Origin of the sequence: Marinobacter salexigens (genome assembly GCF_018860765.1) — a bacterium.
GTDB lineage: Bacteria > Pseudomonadota > Gammaproteobacteria > Pseudomonadales > Oleiphilaceae > Marinobacter > Marinobacter salexigens_A.
On the sequence record NZ_JAHKPV010000015.1, the window covers coordinates 1 to 14,946 of the forward strand.

The window sequence follows — 14,946 nt, forward strand, 5'->3', positions numbered from 1 at the left end:
GATTCTCCAACTCGTCACTACGCACACGTAGACTGCCCGGGTCACGCTGATTATGTTAAGAACATGATCACTGGTGCGGCCCAGATGGACGGCGCGATTCTGGTTTGTTCAGCAGCTGACGGCCCAATGCCGCAGACGCGTGAGCACATCCTGCTGTCCCGTCAGGTAGGCGTTCCTTACATCGTTGTGTTCCTGAACAAAGCGGACATGGTTGACGATGAAGAGCTGCTTGAGTTGGTAGAGATGGAAGTTCGCGAGCTGTTGAGTGCGTACGATTTCCCGGGTGACGACACTCCAATCATCACCGGTTCTGCGTTGATGGCTCTGCAGGGCAAAGACGACAACGAGATGGGTACTACCGCTGTTAAGAAGCTGGTAGAAGCTCTGGATGACTACATCCCTGAGCCTGAGCGTGCAATCGATCAGCCGTTCCTGTTGCCGATTGAGGATGTGTTCTCTATCTCTGGTCGTGGTACGGTTGTAACCGGTCGAGTAGAGCGCGGCATCATTAAGGTGGGTGAGGAAGTTGAGATTGTTGGTATCAAGGATACCGTCAAGACTGTCTGCACCGGTGTTGAGATGTTCCGTAAGCTGCTAGACGAAGGTCGTGCAGGCGAGAACGTAGGTGTATTGCTTCGTGGTACCAAGCGTGATGACGTTGAGCGTGGTCAGGTTCTGTGTAAGCCGGGCAGCATTAAGCCGCACACCAAGTTTGAGTGTGAGGTGTACGTACTGAGCAAGGATGAGGGTGGTCGTCATACTCCGTTCTTCAAGGGCTATCGTCCACAGTTCTACTTCCGTACTACTGACGTAACTGGTTCCTGTGAACTGCCGGAAGGCGTGGAAATGGTTATGCCGGGTGATAACGTGAAGATGGAAGTGACGCTGATTGCTCCGATCGCCATGGAAGATGGTCTGCGCTTCGCGATTCGTGAAGGCGGCCGTACCGTTGGTGCCGGCGTCGTCGCTAAGATCCTCGAGTAATACGCTCGTTGCATCTGGAAAAGGGGCTGATTTTGTCAGCCCCTTTTTCCGTTTCGGTCGCAATCGCTTCTCCCGATCTGGTCGGCAACTAAGGTTGTTGACAGGGTTGGGTATTATGCATACAATGCGGCTCCTTTTTTTGAAGGTCGGCTAACTAGTAGCTGCTACGAGTGGAGTTTGGTGAATCATGCAAAGCCAAAAGATTCGAATCCGGTTGAAGGCGTTTGATTATCGCCTTATCGACCAGTCAACGCAGGAGATTGTCGATACCGCAAAGCGGACCGGCGCTCAAGTGCGTGGACCTATCCCTCTGCCGACGCGGAAGGAGAAGTACACTATTCTGGTTTCTCCGCACGTCAATAAAGACGCGCGCGACCAGTATGAAATTCGTACTCATAAGCGTTTGCTCGACATTGTTGAGCCGACGGAAAAGACAGTAGATGCTTTGATGAAGTTGGACCTGGCAGCAGGTGTAGACGTTCAGATTAGCCTCGGTTAATACCGCCCGGTATTAACCTGTGTAACTGTCCTAAGGCCATAGAGGGTGAGAGCCCCGTACACTTAGAGGTGAAACATGGCAATTGGTGTTGTCGGCCGTAAGGCTGGTATGACCCGTATTTTTACGGAAGATGGGCAGGCGCTGCCCGTTACAGTAATTGAGGTTGATCCTAACCGCATTACTCAACTCAAGACCCTTGAGAAAGATGGTTATCGTGCCGTTCAGGTAACTGTGGGTGCTCGTCGCGCTTCACGTGTTACTAAAGCTGAAGCAGGTCACTTTGCCAAAGCTGGCGTTGAAGCTGGTCGGGGTGTCTGGGAATTTCGATTGGCCGACGGTGAAGGTGAAGATCTTGCCGCGGGTGGCGAGATTGCTGCGACTGTTTTTGAAGATGGTCAGCTTGTAGATGCCACAGGTCAGTCTAAGGGTAAAGGATTCCAGGGTGGCGTAAAACGCTGGAACTTCTCCATGCAAGATGCAACGCATGGTAACTCCCTCTCGCATCGTGCTCCGGGTTCTATTGGTCAGAACCAGACTCCGGGCAAGGTATTCAAGGGCAAAAAGATGGCGGGCCAGATGGGTAATGCACAAGTTACTGTGCAGAACCTGAAAGTTGTCCGTGTCGACGCCGAGCGCAACCTCCTGCTGATTAGTGGTGCCGTACCTGGCGCGACTGGCGGTGATGTTGTCATCAAGCCTGCACTTAAAGCCTGAGGAGCGGTTCGATGGAATTGACTATTACAGGTAGCGGTAAGGGAATTTCTGTTTCCGATGCTGCATTTGCCAAAGATTTTAACGAGTCTCTGGTTCATCAAGTCGTCACTGCCTATATGGCAGCTGGTCGTCAGGGAACCAAAGCTCAGAAAACCCGTTCGGAAGTCAGTGGTGGCGGTAAGAAGCCCTGGCGTCAGAAGGGCACGGGTCGCGCCCGTGCCGGTACGATCCGTAGCCCGATTTGGCGCTCCGGTGGTGTAACGTTTGCTGCCAAGCCTCGCGGTTTTGAGCAAAAAGTTAACCGGAAAATGTACCGTGCCGCGATGTGTTCTATTTTCTCCGAGCTGGTTCGTCAAGAGCGTCTGGTTGTGGTAGATGATTTTGCAGTAGACGCGCCAAAGACCAAGGCCTTTACAGCCAAGCTGGCAGATCTGGGTGTTTCGAATGCCCTGATCCTGACAGAAAGTCTTGAGCAGAACCTGCACCTGGCCTCTCGCAATGTTCCTCACGTCGATGTGCGTGATGTTGCAGGTCTGGATCCGGTTAGCCTGGTCGCCTTCGATAAAGTTGTGTTGACTGTTCCCGCTCTGAAGAAGATCGAGGAGATGCTGGGATGAATCAGGAACGTATTTACAAGGTCCTTCTTGGGCCGCACGTATCGGAGAAAGCCTCTCTGGTCGCCGAGCATGGTCAAGTTGTTTTTCGGGTGGCCCCGGATGCAACCAAGCCGGAAATCAAAAAGGCTGTTGAGCAATTGTTCAACGTCACCGTAGAAGGTGTTCAGGTTCTGAATCGTAAGGGCAAGCTTAAGCGCACAGCCCGCGGGTTCGGCAAGCGTAATGACATTCGTAAGGCTTATGTAAAGCTGGCTGAAGGTCAGGACATCGATTTTCTGGATGTGGAATAAGGTAAAGGGGTCGTAATATGCCGATCGTCAAAACCAAACCAACATCTGCCGGACGCCGTCACGTTGTAAAGCTTTACAACCCTGACCTGCACAAAGGGCGCCCTTACGCACCGTTGGTTGAATCTCAAAGCAAGTCGGGTGGCCGTAACAATGCTGGCCGCATTACTACCCGTCATGTTGGTGGTGGTCATAAACAGCACTACCGTGTTATTGACTTTAAGCGGACCAAAGATGGTATTCCTGCGACAATTGAGCGCATTGAATACGATCCTAACCGCTCTGCGCACATCGCGCTGATTAAGTATGCCGATGGCGAGCGTCGTTACATCATTGCTCCCAAAGGTATGCAAATCGGAGAGCCTGTGCGCTCAGGAATCGACGCGCCTATCAAGGTTGGAAGCACATTGCCGCTGCGGAATATCCCGGTTGGTTCTGTGATCCATTGCGTTGAACTCAAGCCTGGCAAAGGTGCTCAGCTGGCTCGCTCTGCGGGCGCATCCGTACAGCTGGTTGCTCGGGAAGGCGCTTATGCGACTATCCGCCTGCGTTCAGGTGAAATGCGTAAGGTGCTTGTAGATTGCCGTGCCACGTTGGGTGAAGTGTCCAACAGTGAGCATAGCCTCAAGCGGCTTGGCAAAGCGGGTGCATCACGTTGGCGTGGCAAGCGTCCAACAGTACGTGGTGTTGCTATGAACCCAGTTGACCACCCGCATGGTGGTGGTGAAGGGCGTACCTCTGGCGGGCGTCACCCGGTTACTCCGTGGGGTGTTCCGACCAAAGGGCATAAGACTCGTAAGAACAAACGTACTGATAAAATGATAGTACGTCGTCGTTCAGCCAAGTAAACGACTACATAGAGGTAAATGCTGTGCCACGTTCTTTAAAGAAAGGTCCATTTATAGACCTGCATCTGTTGAAGAAGGTTGAGGCAGCTCTGGAAGCAAACGATAAGCGACCGATCAAAACTTGGTCCCGTCGCTCAACGATCTTTCCAGAGTTCGTAGGCTTGACCATCGCAGTCCACAACGGCAGGCAACACGTGCCGGTTTATGTCACCGAAGATATGGTCGGTCATAAGCTTGGCGAGTTCGCGGCAACGCGCACTTATCGTGGCCACGCGGCCGACAAGAAAGCTAAACGCTGATTGTGAGGGGAATAGAAATGGAAGTAGCAGCCAAGTATAAGGGCGCTCGCCTCTCAGCTCAGAAAGCGCGTCTTGTCGCCGACCAGGTTCGCGGCAAGGCTGTTGAGGATGCCCTGAATATTTTGACTTTCAGCCCTAAGAAGGCGGCGGTGATTATCAAGAAAGCTCTTGAGTCTGCCATCGCTAACGCTGAGCACAACGAAGGTCTAGACGTTGACGAACTGCGGGTTTCCACTGTCATGGTGGATGAAGGCCCAACGCTCAAGCGGATCAAGGCTCGAGCCAAGGGGCGCGCTGATAGAATTATGAAGCGCACCTGTCATATCACCGTCAAGGTCGCCGACAAGTAGGAGATGCTCAGATGGGTCATAAAGTAAATCCAATCGGCTTCCGCCTGGGTGTGATTAAAGAGCACAACTCAGTTTGGTATGCTGATAAAAAGGAATACGCAAAGAACCTGTTGAACGATATTCAGGTTCGCGAATTCCTCGACAAGCGTCTGGTTAAGGCGTCTGTTAGCAAGATTGTGATCGAGCGCCCTGCTCAGAACGCCCGTATCACGATCCATACTGCCCGCCCCGGTATAGTTATCGGTAAGAAGGGTGAAGATGTTGATCGTCTGCGTCGCGAAGTTGGCGAGATGATGGGTGTGCCTGTGCACATCAACATCGAAGAAGTCCGCAAGCCGGATCTGGATGCTCGCCTGGTAGCGCAAAACGTTGCCGGACAGCTGGAGCGTCGTGTGATGTTCCGTCGCGCTATGAAGCGTGCGGTACAGAACGCCATGCGTCAGGGAGCCAAAGGCATCAAGATTCAGGTTGGTGGTCGTCTCGGGGGTGCTGAGATTGCGCGTTCCGAGTGGTATCGTGAAGGTCGTGTTCCTCTGCACACACTGCGTGCAGATATTGATTACGCAACCTACGAAGCGCATACCACTTACGGCATTATCGGCGTCAAGGTATGGATCTTCAAAGGTGAGATTCTTGGTGGTATGGAACAGGTCCGTGCTGACAAGAAAGCCTCTGGGAAGAAAGGTTCTAAGTAAAGGGGCAATCTTATGCTGCAACCAAAACGCACCAAATTTCGCAAGGTAATGAAAGGCCGTAATACCGGTCTTGCTCACCGCGCCAACAAGGTGAGCTTCGGTGAATACGGATTGAAAGCGACATCTCGCGGGCGTATAACTGCGCGTCAGATAGAAGCGGCACGTCGTACCATGACACGTAAGATCAAGCGTGGCGGTAAGATCTGGATTCGGGTTTTCCCCGATAAGCCGATCACCGGTAAGCCGCTTGAAGTACGTATGGGTAAAGGTAAGGGTTCTGTCGAGTACTGGGTGGCTGAAATTCAGCCAGGTCGGATGCTCTACGAGATGGAAGGTGTTGCTGAAGATATCGCACGCGAAGCCTTCACACTCGCAGCGGCCAAACTGCCGGTACAGACCACCTTCGTAACGAGGACGGTGATGTGATGAAAGCAACAGAGCTGCGTGAAAAATCAGCCGAGGAGCTGAACAAGGAGCTGATCGACCTCCTGAAGGAGCAGTTCAACCTGCGCATGCGCAAGGCCACAGGTCAGCTCAATCAGTCTCACCTTCTCGTCGGGGTGAAGCGCGACATTGCTCGTGTGAAAACAGTATTGAACGAAAAGGCAGGACAGTGACATGACCGAAGCTACCCAAACTGCCAGAACTCTTAGCGGCAAGGTCGTAAGCAACAAGATGGAGAAATCCATCGTGGTGTTGGTCGAACGTCAGGTGAAGCACCCTCTGTACGGTAAGTACATGAAGCGTTCAACCAAGATCCATGCTCACGATGAGAGCAACCAGTGCAATATCGGTGACACTGTGACCATTCAGGAAACCCGCCCGGTCTCCAAGACCAAAAGCTGGGCCCTGGTGGAAGTCACTGAACATGCATCCAAGGTGTAAATCGCCCGGAGAACAACCATGATTCAGACTCAGACAATGCTTGAAGTCGCGGATAACAGCGGTGCGCGTCAGGTGATGTGCATTAAGGTCCTGGGCGGTTCACATCGGCGTTACGCCAGCGTAGGGGATGTTATTAAAGTGACCGTTAAGGAAGCTATCCCCCGCGGAAAAGTGAAAAAGGGCCAGGTCCTGAAGGCTGTAGTAGTGCGCACCCGCAAGGGTGTTCGTCGTCCTGATGGGTCGCTGATCCGTTTCGACGGTAATGCAGCTGTACTTCTGAACAATCAGGACGCGCCTATCGGTACCCGTATCTTCGGACCGGTTACCCGTGAGCTGCGAAATGAAAAGTTCATGAAAATTATCTCACTGGCACCCGAAGTACTTTAAAGGACCAGAGGCCGGTTATGAAAAAGATTAAACGAGATGACGAAGTAATCGTCACTACGGGGAAAGACAAAGGCAAACGTGGTAAAGTTCTGAAAGTTCAGGATGATGGTAAAGTGGTTGTTTCTGGCATCAATATGATGAAGAAACACACTAAACCAAACCCGATGTTGGGCACCCCTGGTGGCATCGTCGAAAAAGAAGCACCTATCCAGGCTTCCAACGTAGCTATTTTTAATCCGCAGACCGGCAAAGCCGATCGTGTTGGCTTCCAGACAAAGGAAGACGGCGCGAAGATGCGGATCTTCAAAGCTACGAAAGAAGCTGTCGATAACCAGTAAGCGGTGGTGGTTACGATGCTTAATATGAAAGAGCAGTACAGCAAGGAAGTGGTACCCGCCCTGCAGAAAGAGTTCGGTTTCAAGAACATTATGCAGGTGCCGCGTATCGAAAAGATTACCCTGAACATGGGTGTCGGCGAGGCGGTCGGTGACAAGAAACTGATTGAAAATGCTGTGGCGGATTTAGAGCGTCTGGCAGGTCAAAAGGTGGTTGTTACTACAGCGCGTAAATCCGTTGCGGGCTTTAAAATCCGTGAAGGTTGGCCGATTGGTTGCAAAGTTACACTGCGCGGTGAGCGTATGTGGGATTTCTTTGACCGTTTGGTTCACATTGCGGTTCCCCGCATTCGTGACTTCCGTGGTCTCAATCCCAAGTCCTTTGACGGGCGCGGTAACTACAGCATGGGTGTGCGTGAGCAGATTATCTTTCCTGAGATCGAGTACGACAAAGTCGACAAGATTCGCGGATTGGATATCACCATTACCACCACTGCCGGTACCGACGACGAAGGTCGTGAGCTGTTGAAAGCTTTCGGCTTTCCGTTCAAGAAATAAAGGAACGAGAGTAATGGCTAAGGTTTCAATGAAAAACCGTGAGCTCAAGCGCGAGCAAACTGTTGCAAAATTTGCAGCGAAGCGTGCAGAGCTCAAGGCGATTATCAAGAACCCAAATACCAGCGATGATGACCGTTGGGATGCACAGATGAAGCTGCAACAGCTTCCTCGCGATGCTTCTCCTTCGCGTCTTCGTAATCGTTGCCAGGTGACTGGTCGTCCCCACGGCGTTTTGCGCAAGTTCGAACTTTCCCGGATTAAACTCCGTGAGTACGGCATGCGTGGTGACGTTCCGGGCCTGACCAAAGCAAGCTGGTAAGATAGGTATCCTGGCTTAGGTCAGGGTGCCTGTTGGTAAGCGGTGCGGCGCGCCGCTGCACAACTAAAAAGATCAGGAGACTCATACCAATGAGTATGCAAGACACGCTTGCGGATATGGTAACCCGTATTCGTAATGCCCAGATGGCGTCGAAAACAGATGTTACGATGCCATCTTCTAAAATGAAAATCTCTGTAGCCCAGGTTCTCAAAGACGAAGGTTACGTTGCAGATTTTTCCGTTACAGCCGACGTAAAGCCTGAGCTTACAATCACGCTCAAGTACTTCGGTGGGAAGCCTGTTATTGAACAGATTAAGCGCGTAAGTCGCCCAAGTCTGCGTCAGTATAAAGGTACGAGCGAGCTGCCGAAGGTTTCCGGCGGTTTGGGAGTCGCGATTGTCTCTACGTCGAAAGGCGTTATGACAGACCGCGCCGCACGAGCTGCTGGCGTGGGTGGCGAAGTCATCTGCACCGTATTCTAGGAGAATCACATGTCCAGGGTTGCCAATAATCCTGTCGTGCTGCCTTCCGGTGTTGAGGTTAAGCTGAACGGACAGGAAATTAGTGTAAAAGGCTCCAAAGGAGCCCTAGATTTTTCTATTCACCAAGCGGTTGAAGTAAAGCAGGAAGAGAACGTTCTTCGCTTTGCTGCTCGTGATGGTGCCCAAAAGTCCCGCGCTCTTGCTGGAACAACCCGCGCGCTGGTCAACAACATGGTGACCGGTGTTTCCGCAGGCTGGGAGCGTAAGCTTCAGCTGATCGGTGTAGGTTACCGGGCCCAGGCGCAAGGTAAGAAGCTCAACCTGACACTGGGTTTTTCTCACCCGGTTGAATATGAGCTGCCCGAGGGGATTACCGTTGAAACTCCGTCTAACACGGAAGTTGTCATTCGCGGTATCGACAAGCAACAGGTTGGCCACGTCGCTGCGGAAATCCGCGCGTTCCGTCCGCCCGAGCCTTATAAAGGCAAAGGTGTTCGGTATGCGGATGAGCAGGTAAGACGCAAAGAAGCCAAGAAGAAATAAGGCGGGACTATGAGCGCGAATAACGAAAGATTGCGTCGCGCACGCAAGGTGCGCATGAAGATCCGTGAACTGGGTACGACACGTTTGTGCGTTCATCGCACTCCACGTCATATGTACGCTCAGGTCACGACAGCAGATGGCAGCCAAGTTCTGGCCACTGCCTCCACGTTGGATAAGGAACTGCGCCAGGGTGCAACCGGTAACGTGGATGCCGCTAAAAAGGTAGGTCAGCTAATTGCTGAGCGTGCCAAAGCGGCAGGTGTTGAGCAGGTTGCTTTTGACCGCTCCGGTTATCGTTATCACGGCCGAGTTCAGGCTCTGGCCGACGCAGCCCGTGAAGCTGGCTTGCAATTCTAAGAGGTGGAGAAGATGAGCGTTAACGATCAGAAAGCGCCTGAGCTCCAGGAAAAGCTGGTTCAGGTGAATCGTGTTGCCAAAGTGGTCAAGGGCGGTCGCGTTTTTGCGTTTACCGCGTTGAGCGTTGTAGGTGACGGAAAAGGGCGTGTCGGATTCGGTCGCGGCAAGGCGCGTGAAGTGCCGGTCGCAATCCAGAAGGCGATGGAAGCTGCGCGTAAAAACATGGTAGATGTTCCGCTTGATGGAACTACCCTGCAGTACGCAGTTCGAGCCCAACACGGCGGCTCTAAGGTGTACATGCAGCCAGCTTCTGAAGGTACTGGTATTATCGCAGGTGGTGCGATGCGTGCTGTATTGGAAGTTGCAGGGGTGCAGAACGTACTTTCAAAGTGTTACGGCTCTACCAACCCGGTGAACGTTGTGCGTTCTACCATTAAGGGGCTTCAGGCAACTCAGGCGCCTGAAGATATTGCAGCCAAGCGCGGTAAATCCGTCGAAGAGATTCTGGGTTGAAGTCATGGCGAACGCAAATACGATCAAAGTAACTCTGACCCGCAGCCCAATCGGCTGCCAGCCTAAGCACAAACTTTGTGTTAAGGGCCTGGGTCTTCGTAAAATCGGTCATACCGTTGAAGTGGAAGACACACCCTCCATTCGCGGCATGATCAACCGGGTGAATTACCTGGTTCGGGTTGAGGAGAACTAAGATGCGTCTGAACGAACTTAGTCCAGACCCCGGTTCACGTCCCTCTGCAAAACGCGTCGGTCGTGGTATCGGTAGCGGTCTCGGTAAAACCGGTGGCCGTGGTCATAAAGGTCTTAAATCTCGTTCCGGTGGCAGCGTAGCTCCCGGTTTCGAGGGTGGTCAACAGCCTCTGGCCCGTCGTCTTCCGAAGTTTGGCTTCACATCGCGCCAACAGCGCTATGTTGCTGAGGTTCGTTTGAACGAGTTGGCCAAGGTTGAAGGTGATACCGTGGATCTTGCAGCCCTTAAAAAGGCTGACATCATCCGTGAGGAAATTCGCGAAGCTAAGGTTATTCTGTCCGGCGAACTTGACCGTGCAGTAACTGTGAAGGGGCTTCGTGTAACCAAAGGCGCGCGCGAGGCAATTTCTGCCGCGGGTGGCAAAGTCGAAGACTAAGGCGAGTCGAGGACTAAATGGCCAAGAACGCATCATTGCCTGCGGGCGCGGGAAAAGGGCTAGCAGAGCTGAAGTCACGGCTTTGGTTTGTCTTTCTGGCATTGTTGGTGTACCGGATAGGTGCCCACATTCCGGTGCCAGGTATTAACCCAGACCGGTTGGCAGCATTGTTTGAGCAGAATCAGGGCACAATCCTGAGTATGTTCAACATGTTTTCAGGTGGTGCGCTCGAGCGCATGAGTATCTTCGCTCTCGGTATCATGCCGTATATCTCGGCCTCGATTATCATGCAGCTCATGACTGCGGTAAGTCCGCAGCTTGAGCAGCTGAAAAAAGAGGGCGAGGCTGGACGTCGGAAGATTAGCCAGTACACGCGCTATGGTACGGTCATCCTGGCGCTGGTTCAGGGTTTTGGTATTTCTGTCGGTCTGGCTTCTCAGGGCGTCACCTTTAACGATAGCTTCAGCTTCCACTTTGTGGCCGTTGTCTCCTTCGTTAGCGGTGCTGTCTTTATGATGTGGTTGGGCGAACAGATTACTGAGCGAGGTGTCGGCAACGGCATCTCCCTGCTGATTTTCGCAGGCATTGTCGCCGGGTTACCTGGTGCGATCGGTCAGACTCTGGAGCAGGCCCGTAACGGTGAGATGAGCCTGTTGGTGGTCTTGGGTATTGGTATCCTTGCCATCGCAGTGGTTGGTTTTGTGGTCTTCATGGAGCGTGGTCAGCGGCGTCTGACTATTAACTATGCAAAGCGCCAGCAAGGCCGCCGGGTTTTTGCTCAGCAATCCAGTCATTTGCCGTTGAAGGTTAATATGGCCGGGGTAATCCCGCCTATATTTGCTTCGTCCATATTGCTCTTCCCTGCGTCATTGGGGCAGTGGTTTGGTCAAGGTGAGGGCATGGAGTGGCTTAGTGATATTTCTCAGGCCTTGGCTCCAAGCCAGCCGTTGTACATCATTCTGTTTGCGGCAGCGGTTGTTTTCTTCTGCTTCTTCTATACAGCTTTGATGTATAATCCGAAGGAAGTTGCGGATAACCTCAAGCGCTCTGGCGCGTTTATACCGGGCATACGCCCAGGCGATCAAACTGCCAAATACATAGATGGCGTTCTGACTCGTTTGACGTTGTTCGGTGCAATGTACATTGCAGCAGTCTCTCTGTTCCCTCAGTTTCTGATGGTGGCCGGGAATGTTCCGTTCTATTTGGGCGGGACCTCACTGCTGATTGTTGTAGTCGTGGTGATGGATTTCATGGCGCAGGTTCAGTCGCACCTGATGTCGCATCAGTATGAATCACTGATGAAGAAGTCCAATCTCAAGGGCTATGGTCGGAACGGTTAAAACCGTTCCCCTTGAAAACTGGAGTCGACAATGAAAGTACGCGCTTCGGTAAAGAAAATTTGCCGTAACTGCAAAGTAATTCGTCGCAATGGCTCAGTAAGAGTCATCTGCTCGGAGCCTCGCCACAAGCAACGTCAGGGCTGATTCCTTCGGGAAACGCTCTGGCTTGAAAACGAGGTTCGTAATGATAGCGCTTGACTCGGTGCCGAGTCAGGCGTTATTATTTCGCGCCCCTTTTTTGTGGCGGAAAATTCACACAGCAAAGCTTTGAACGCGGAGTAATTTGGATGGCACGTATAGCCGGTGTCAATATACCCGATCACAAACATGCTGTTATCTCGCTGACTTACATCTTTGGTGTCGGCAAGACAACAGCCCAGAAGCTTTGCGATGCAACCGGCGTTAAGCCGGACGTCAAGGTCAAAGACCTATCCGACGAGCAGCTTGAAACACTTCGTTCAGAAGTGGGTAAGGTTGTCGTTGAGGGCGATTTGCGTCGTGAAGTACAGATGAACATTAAGCGTTTGAAGGATCTCGGATGTCATCGTGGTCTGCGTCACCGTCATGGGCTTCCAGTCCGTGGCCAGCGCACCAAGACCAACGCACGCACCCGTAAAGGTCCACGCAAACCTATTCGTAAGTAACAGGTAGGCAAACATGGCAAAGCCAGGTACACGTACCCGTAAAAAGGTGAAAAAGACCGTTGTTGATGGCGTCGCACACGTACATGCGTCCTTCAATAACACTATCGTGACCATTTCTGACCGTCAGGGCAACGTCCTGTCCTGGGCCACCTCGGGTGGTTCTGGTTTCCGCGGGTCACGTAAGAGTACACCTTTTGCTGCGCAGGTAGCAGCTGAAAGAGCCGGTAACGCGGCTGCTGAATACGGCCTTAAAAACCTGGACGTAGAGGTTAAGGGTCCCGGGCCCGGACGTGAATCTGCAGTTCGCGCTTTAAATTCGTGCGGCTACAAGATCACTAACATCACAGATGTGACGCCGATTCCCCATAACGGCTGTCGTCCGCCTAAAAAGCGCCGCGTCTAACACAGGAGACAGTGAAATATGGCTCGTTATATAGGCCCGAAGTGCAAGCTGTCTCGTCGTGAAGGGACAGATCTTTTTCTGAAGAGCGGAGTTCGCGCACTTGATAGCAAGTGCAACATCGAAACCCCGCCTGGCATGCATGGTGCACGCCGCGGTCGTCTGTCTGAGTACGGCGTCCAGCTTCGTGAAAAGCAAAAAGTTCGTCGTATATATGGCGTACTGGAGAAGCAATTTCGCAATTACTATAAAGAAGCGGCTCGGCTGAAAGGTGCAACTGGTGAGAACCTGTTGCAGATTCTCGAGACGCGTCTTGATAACGTTGCATACCGCATGGGATTCGGTTCTACCCGTGCAGAGTCCCGTCAGCTCGTTTCACACAAGGCGATTCTGGTTAACGACAAAGTAGTGAATATTCCTTCCTACAAAGTTAAGCCGGGCGATGTTGTGAGTGTGCGTGAGAAGGCAAGAAATCAGCTGCGCGTTAAAGGCGCTCTTGAGTTGTCTGCAAGCCGTGCACCGGTGAGCTGGGTAGAGGTCGACGCCAATAAGATGTCAGGCGTTTACAAGTCAGTGCCTGAGCGCACTGAGCTGCCGGCCGACATCAACGAGAACCTCATCGTCGAGCTTTACTCTAAGTAAAGCCTGATTTGCAACGTAAGTAGCAACGATAGCAGATAGGGGCGTCTATGCAGCGTTCAGTACATGAGTTATTGACACCTCGTACCATTGACGTGAAAGAATCGAGTGCAATGCGCGCCAAGGTAACGTTGGAGCCTCTAGAAAGAGGTTTTGGCCATACTTTGGGTAGCGCGCTTCGTCGCATTCTCTTGTCTTCGATGCCTGGCTGCGCTGTGACTGAAGCGCAGATTGACGGTGTCTTGCACGAGTACAGCGCCATCGAGGGTGTTCAGGAAGACGTCATTGAGATTCTTCTGAATCTTAAGGGCGTTGCGGTCAAGATGAACGGTCGGGATGACACTGAGTTGACGCTCAGTAAGAAAGGCCCGGGCGTTGTAACAGCTGGCGATATTAAGCTGGATCATGACGTCGAGATTTCCAATCCGGATCATGTGATCTGTCACCTTAGTGAAAAGGGTGAAGTGAACATGCGTTTGCGTGTCGCACGCGGTCGCGGCTATGAGCCGGCAGATCAGCGCGGTCTCGAGGAAGATGAAACCCGTGCCATCGGCCGTCTGCAATTGGATGCCACCTTCAGCCCGGTTCGCCGTGTAGCTTATTCCGTGGAAAGTGCACGGGTTGAGCAGCGCACTGATCTGGACAAGCTGGTTATTGATCTGGAGACGAATGGCACTATTGATCCGGAAGAAGCAATTCGCCGGGCAGCCACGATTCTCCAGCAGCAACTGGCGGTATTCGTTGACTTTGATCATGAGAAAGAGCCAGAGCGCGTAGAGGAAGAGGAAGAAATTGATCCGATTCTGTTGCGTCCTGTCGATGATCTAGAGTTGACAGTACGCTCAGCTAACTGCTTGAAGGCTGAAAATATTTACTACATCGGCGATCTTATCCAGCGCACAGAAGTTGAGCTGTTGAAGACGCCTAACCTTGGTAAGAAGTCGCTCACCGAGATTAAGGACGTTTTGGCGTCTCGCGGTTTGTCTCTGGGAATGCGTCTTGATAACTGGCCACCGGCTAGCCTTCGTGGCGATGACCGGGTTCTGGGCGGTTGATTGCCGATTAGTTTAAGGTAAGGAATCAGAGCAATGCGTCATCGTAAAAGTGGTCGTAAGTTCAGCAGGACCAGTGCGCATCGCAAGGCCATGTTTCGTAACATGACTGCGTCACTGGTTGGTCATGAGCTGATCAAAACAACGCTGCCGAGAGCTAAAGAGCTTCGTCGTGTAGCTGAGCCTTTGATCACGCTCGCCAAAGTAGATTCGGTAGCGAATCGTCGTCTGGCGTTTTCTCGCCTGCGCGACGACGCGGCGGTTGCTAAGCTGTTTAATGAGCTTGGCCCCCGTTACAACGAGCGTCCGGGTGGCTACCTTCGTATTTTGAAGTGTGGCTTCCGTGCTGGCGACAATGCCCCTATGGCATTTGTTGAGCTGGTTGGTCGTCCGTTGGATATCGAAGCAGAAGAAGTGGGCGACGGCGACGAGTAATATCGTTCGCTAGTCCACGAAAAAAACCGGGTGCCGTAAGGTTCCCGGTTTTTTTGTGTCTAAAATATGGTGGTTGATTTGGTTGTTCTTGCTTAAGGGCTGGCCCGGGGTGGTGGGTTCATTTTCTTAGGAAAA

29 protein-coding genes are annotated in these 14,946 nt (G+C 52.3%); all 29 read left to right on the forward strand.

The window, feature by feature from the left end; translation table 11 throughout:
• The coding region (tuf, locus tag KO508_RS08335; protein WP_216007882.1) for an elongation factor Tu at positions 1–984 on the forward strand (984 nt) is incomplete at its 5' end.
• A gap of 187 nt (positions 985–1,171) precedes the next feature.
• Positions 1,172–1,483 (forward strand): 30S ribosomal protein S10, encoded by a 312-nt coding sequence (gene rpsJ, locus KO508_RS08340; RefSeq protein WP_041341420.1) that lies wholly within the window; start codon positions 1,172–1,174, stop codon positions 1,481–1,483.
• Between the two features lie 75 nt (positions 1,484–1,558).
• A complete protein-coding gene (rplC, locus tag KO508_RS08345; protein WP_216007883.1) occupies positions 1,559–2,197 on the forward strand; it encodes a 50S ribosomal protein L3 in 639 nt (212 codons plus the stop codon).
• Positions 2,198–2,208: 11 nt separating this feature from the next.
• Positions 2,209–2,814 (forward strand): 50S ribosomal protein L4, encoded by a 606-nt coding sequence (gene rplD / locus KO508_RS08350; RefSeq protein WP_216007884.1) that lies wholly within the window; start codon positions 2,209–2,211, stop codon positions 2,812–2,814.
• Positions 2,811–3,104, forward strand: coding sequence for a 50S ribosomal protein L23 (gene rplW / locus KO508_RS08355; RefSeq protein WP_144780223.1), 294 nt, complete (start codon positions 2,811–2,813; stop codon positions 3,102–3,104). The genes rplD and rplW overlap by 4 nt, the downstream gene beginning before the upstream one ends.
• Before the next feature lie 17 nt (positions 3,105–3,121).
• On the forward strand, positions 3,122–3,949 hold the full coding sequence (rplB, locus tag KO508_RS08360) for a 50S ribosomal protein L2 (RefSeq protein WP_216007885.1): 828 nt from the start codon (positions 3,122–3,124) through the stop codon (positions 3,947–3,949).
• Between the two features lie 23 nt (positions 3,950–3,972).
• Complete coding sequence (gene rpsS, locus KO508_RS08365) at positions 3,973–4,248, forward strand: 30S ribosomal protein S19 (protein ID WP_100689245.1); 276 nt, start codon at positions 3,973–3,975, stop codon at positions 4,246–4,248.
• A 17-nt stretch (positions 4,249–4,265) separates the two neighbouring features.
• Positions 4,266–4,598 carry a 50S ribosomal protein L22 gene (rplV, locus tag KO508_RS08370; protein WP_096784144.1) on the forward strand — a complete coding sequence of 111 codons (333 nt, stop codon included), beginning with the start codon at positions 4,266–4,268 and terminating at the stop codon, positions 4,596–4,598.
• 11 nt (positions 4,599–4,609) lie between these two features.
• Positions 4,610–5,293 (forward strand): 30S ribosomal protein S3, encoded by a 684-nt coding sequence (gene rpsC / locus KO508_RS08375; RefSeq protein ID WP_200204922.1) that lies wholly within the window; start codon positions 4,610–4,612, stop codon positions 5,291–5,293.
• Positions 5,294–5,305: 12 nt separating this feature from the next.
• Complete coding sequence (rplP, locus tag KO508_RS08380) at positions 5,306–5,719, forward strand: 50S ribosomal protein L16 (protein WP_071267348.1); 414 nt, start codon at positions 5,306–5,308, stop codon at positions 5,717–5,719.
• A complete protein-coding gene (gene rpmC, locus KO508_RS08385; RefSeq protein WP_200366854.1) occupies positions 5,719–5,910 on the forward strand; it encodes a 50S ribosomal protein L29 in 192 nt (63 codons plus the stop codon). Before rplP ends, rpmC begins: the two co-directional genes overlap by 1 nt.
• Before the next feature lies 1 nt (position 5,911).
• Positions 5,912–6,178, forward strand: a complete 267-nt coding sequence (gene rpsQ / locus KO508_RS08390; protein ID WP_071267344.1) for a 30S ribosomal protein S17 — start codon at positions 5,912–5,914, stop codon at positions 6,176–6,178.
• 18 nt (positions 6,179–6,196) lie between these two features.
• Entirely contained in the window at positions 6,197–6,565 is a 369-nt protein-coding gene (gene rplN / locus KO508_RS08395) for a 50S ribosomal protein L14 (RefSeq protein WP_012139776.1), read from the forward strand.
• 17 nt (positions 6,566–6,582) lie between these two features.
• Positions 6,583–6,903 (forward strand): 50S ribosomal protein L24, encoded by a 321-nt coding sequence (rplX, locus tag KO508_RS08400; protein WP_216007886.1) that lies wholly within the window; start codon positions 6,583–6,585, stop codon positions 6,901–6,903.
• Between the two features lie 15 nt (positions 6,904–6,918).
• Positions 6,919–7,458: a 50S ribosomal protein L5 gene (gene rplE, locus KO508_RS08405; RefSeq protein ID WP_216007887.1), complete on the forward strand. Its 540-nt coding sequence runs from the start codon at positions 6,919–6,921 to the stop codon at positions 7,456–7,458.
• Positions 7,459–7,471: 13 nt separating this feature from the next.
• Entirely contained in the window at positions 7,472–7,777 is a 306-nt protein-coding gene (gene rpsN, locus KO508_RS08410) for a 30S ribosomal protein S14 (RefSeq protein ID WP_041341451.1), read from the forward strand.
• Between the two features lie 89 nt (positions 7,778–7,866).
• Positions 7,867–8,259: a 30S ribosomal protein S8 gene (gene rpsH / locus KO508_RS08415; protein ID WP_216007888.1), complete on the forward strand. Its 393-nt coding sequence runs from the start codon at positions 7,867–7,869 to the stop codon at positions 8,257–8,259.
• 9 nt (positions 8,260–8,268) lie between these two features.
• Entirely contained in the window at positions 8,269–8,802 is a 534-nt protein-coding gene (rplF, locus tag KO508_RS08420; RefSeq protein ID WP_216007889.1) for a 50S ribosomal protein L6, read from the forward strand.
• Between the two features lie 9 nt (positions 8,803–8,811).
• Positions 8,812–9,159 carry a 50S ribosomal protein L18 gene (gene rplR, locus KO508_RS08425; protein WP_100641175.1) on the forward strand — a complete coding sequence of 116 codons (348 nt, stop codon included), beginning with the start codon at positions 8,812–8,814 and terminating at the stop codon, positions 9,157–9,159.
• Between the two features lie 12 nt (positions 9,160–9,171).
• Complete coding sequence (rpsE, locus tag KO508_RS08430; RefSeq protein ID WP_071267330.1) at positions 9,172–9,672, forward strand: 30S ribosomal protein S5; 501 nt, start codon at positions 9,172–9,174, stop codon at positions 9,670–9,672.
• Between the two features lie 4 nt (positions 9,673–9,676).
• The gene (gene rpmD, locus KO508_RS08435; protein ID WP_200204918.1) at positions 9,677–9,865 is read left to right on the forward strand and encodes a 50S ribosomal protein L30; all 189 of its coding nucleotides are present in this window, start codon (positions 9,677–9,679) and stop codon (positions 9,863–9,865) included.
• A 1-nt stretch (position 9,866) separates the two neighbouring features.
• Positions 9,867–10,301 carry a 50S ribosomal protein L15 gene (gene rplO, locus KO508_RS08440; RefSeq protein ID WP_216007890.1) on the forward strand — a complete coding sequence of 145 codons (435 nt, stop codon included), beginning with the start codon at positions 9,867–9,869 and terminating at the stop codon, positions 10,299–10,301.
• 17 nt (positions 10,302–10,318) lie between these two features.
• Entirely contained in the window at positions 10,319–11,641 is a 1,323-nt protein-coding gene (secY, locus tag KO508_RS08445) for a preprotein translocase subunit SecY (protein ID WP_216007891.1), read from the forward strand.
• 30 nt (positions 11,642–11,671) lie between these two features.
• The gene (rpmJ, locus tag KO508_RS08450) at positions 11,672–11,785 is read left to right on the forward strand and encodes a 50S ribosomal protein L36 (RefSeq protein WP_008174902.1); all 114 of its coding nucleotides are present in this window, start codon (positions 11,672–11,674) and stop codon (positions 11,783–11,785) included.
• Between the two features lie 143 nt (positions 11,786–11,928).
• Complete coding sequence (gene rpsM / locus KO508_RS08455) at positions 11,929–12,285, forward strand: 30S ribosomal protein S13 (protein WP_200366551.1); 357 nt, start codon at positions 11,929–11,931, stop codon at positions 12,283–12,285.
• Between the two features lie 13 nt (positions 12,286–12,298).
• Positions 12,299–12,688 carry a 30S ribosomal protein S11 gene (gene rpsK / locus KO508_RS08460; protein WP_100641182.1) on the forward strand — a complete coding sequence of 130 codons (390 nt, stop codon included), beginning with the start codon at positions 12,299–12,301 and terminating at the stop codon, positions 12,686–12,688.
• Positions 12,689–12,706: 18 nt separating this feature from the next.
• Positions 12,707–13,327 carry a 30S ribosomal protein S4 gene (gene rpsD, locus KO508_RS08465; protein ID WP_216007892.1) on the forward strand — a complete coding sequence of 207 codons (621 nt, stop codon included), beginning with the start codon at positions 12,707–12,709 and terminating at the stop codon, positions 13,325–13,327.
• A 47-nt stretch (positions 13,328–13,374) separates the two neighbouring features.
• Complete coding sequence (locus tag KO508_RS08470) at positions 13,375–14,379, forward strand: DNA-directed RNA polymerase subunit alpha (protein ID WP_200366562.1); 1,005 nt, start codon at positions 13,375–13,377, stop codon at positions 14,377–14,379.
• A gap of 33 nt (positions 14,380–14,412) precedes the next feature.
• Positions 14,413–14,811, forward strand: coding sequence for a 50S ribosomal protein L17 (gene rplQ / locus KO508_RS08475; protein ID WP_216007893.1), 399 nt, complete (start codon positions 14,413–14,415; stop codon positions 14,809–14,811).
• Positions 14,812–14,946: the final 135 nt, after the last annotated feature.

What these genes read in the sequence shown, in the direction of transcription:
- rpsJ (WP_041341420.1), top strand. Translation starts at nt 1,172, where the DNA reads ATGCAAAGCCAAAAGATTCGAATCCGGTTGAAGGCGTTTGATTATCGC.
- rplC (WP_216007883.1), top strand. Translation starts at nt 1,559, where the DNA reads ATGGCAATTGGTGTTGTCGGCCGTAAGGCTGGTATGACCCGTATTTTT.
- rplD (WP_216007884.1), top strand. Translation starts at nt 2,209, where the DNA reads ATGGAATTGACTATTACAGGTAGCGGTAAGGGAATTTCTGTTTCCGAT.
- rplW (WP_144780223.1), top strand. Translation starts at nt 2,811, where the DNA reads ATGAATCAGGAACGTATTTACAAGGTCCTTCTTGGGCCGCACGTATCG.
- rplB (WP_216007885.1), top strand. Translation starts at nt 3,122, where the DNA reads ATGCCGATCGTCAAAACCAAACCAACATCTGCCGGACGCCGTCACGTT.
- rplV (WP_096784144.1), top strand. Translation starts at nt 4,266, where the DNA reads ATGGAAGTAGCAGCCAAGTATAAGGGCGCTCGCCTCTCAGCTCAGAAA.
- rpsC (WP_200204922.1), top strand. Translation starts at nt 4,610, where the DNA reads ATGGGTCATAAAGTAAATCCAATCGGCTTCCGCCTGGGTGTGATTAAA.
- rplP (WP_071267348.1), top strand. Translation starts at nt 5,306, where the DNA reads ATGCTGCAACCAAAACGCACCAAATTTCGCAAGGTAATGAAAGGCCGT.
- rpmC (WP_200366854.1), top strand. Translation starts at nt 5,719, where the DNA reads ATGAAAGCAACAGAGCTGCGTGAAAAATCAGCCGAGGAGCTGAACAAG.
- rpsQ (WP_071267344.1), top strand. Translation starts at nt 5,912, where the DNA reads ATGACCGAAGCTACCCAAACTGCCAGAACTCTTAGCGGCAAGGTCGTA.
- rplN (WP_012139776.1), top strand. Translation starts at nt 6,197, where the DNA reads ATGATTCAGACTCAGACAATGCTTGAAGTCGCGGATAACAGCGGTGCG.
- rplX (WP_216007886.1), top strand. Translation starts at nt 6,583, where the DNA reads ATGAAAAAGATTAAACGAGATGACGAAGTAATCGTCACTACGGGGAAA.
- rplE (WP_216007887.1), top strand. Translation starts at nt 6,919, where the DNA reads ATGCTTAATATGAAAGAGCAGTACAGCAAGGAAGTGGTACCCGCCCTG.
- rpsN (WP_041341451.1), top strand. Translation starts at nt 7,472, where the DNA reads ATGGCTAAGGTTTCAATGAAAAACCGTGAGCTCAAGCGCGAGCAAACT.
- rpsH (WP_216007888.1), top strand. Translation starts at nt 7,867, where the DNA reads ATGAGTATGCAAGACACGCTTGCGGATATGGTAACCCGTATTCGTAAT.
- rplF (WP_216007889.1), top strand. Translation starts at nt 8,269, where the DNA reads ATGTCCAGGGTTGCCAATAATCCTGTCGTGCTGCCTTCCGGTGTTGAG.
- rplR (WP_100641175.1), top strand. Translation starts at nt 8,812, where the DNA reads ATGAGCGCGAATAACGAAAGATTGCGTCGCGCACGCAAGGTGCGCATG.
- rpsE (WP_071267330.1), top strand. Translation starts at nt 9,172, where the DNA reads ATGAGCGTTAACGATCAGAAAGCGCCTGAGCTCCAGGAAAAGCTGGTT.
- rpmD (WP_200204918.1), top strand. Translation starts at nt 9,677, where the DNA reads ATGGCGAACGCAAATACGATCAAAGTAACTCTGACCCGCAGCCCAATC.
- rplO (WP_216007890.1), top strand. Translation starts at nt 9,867, where the DNA reads ATGCGTCTGAACGAACTTAGTCCAGACCCCGGTTCACGTCCCTCTGCA.
- secY (WP_216007891.1), top strand. Translation starts at nt 10,319, where the DNA reads ATGGCCAAGAACGCATCATTGCCTGCGGGCGCGGGAAAAGGGCTAGCA.
- rpmJ (WP_008174902.1), top strand. Translation starts at nt 11,672, where the DNA reads ATGAAAGTACGCGCTTCGGTAAAGAAAATTTGCCGTAACTGCAAAGTA.
- rpsM (WP_200366551.1), top strand. Translation starts at nt 11,929, where the DNA reads ATGGCACGTATAGCCGGTGTCAATATACCCGATCACAAACATGCTGTT.
- rpsK (WP_100641182.1), top strand. Translation starts at nt 12,299, where the DNA reads ATGGCAAAGCCAGGTACACGTACCCGTAAAAAGGTGAAAAAGACCGTT.
- rpsD (WP_216007892.1), top strand. Translation starts at nt 12,707, where the DNA reads ATGGCTCGTTATATAGGCCCGAAGTGCAAGCTGTCTCGTCGTGAAGGG.
- KO508_RS08470 (WP_200366562.1), top strand. Translation starts at nt 13,375, where the DNA reads ATGCAGCGTTCAGTACATGAGTTATTGACACCTCGTACCATTGACGTG.
- rplQ (WP_216007893.1), top strand. Translation starts at nt 14,413, where the DNA reads ATGCGTCATCGTAAAAGTGGTCGTAAGTTCAGCAGGACCAGTGCGCAT.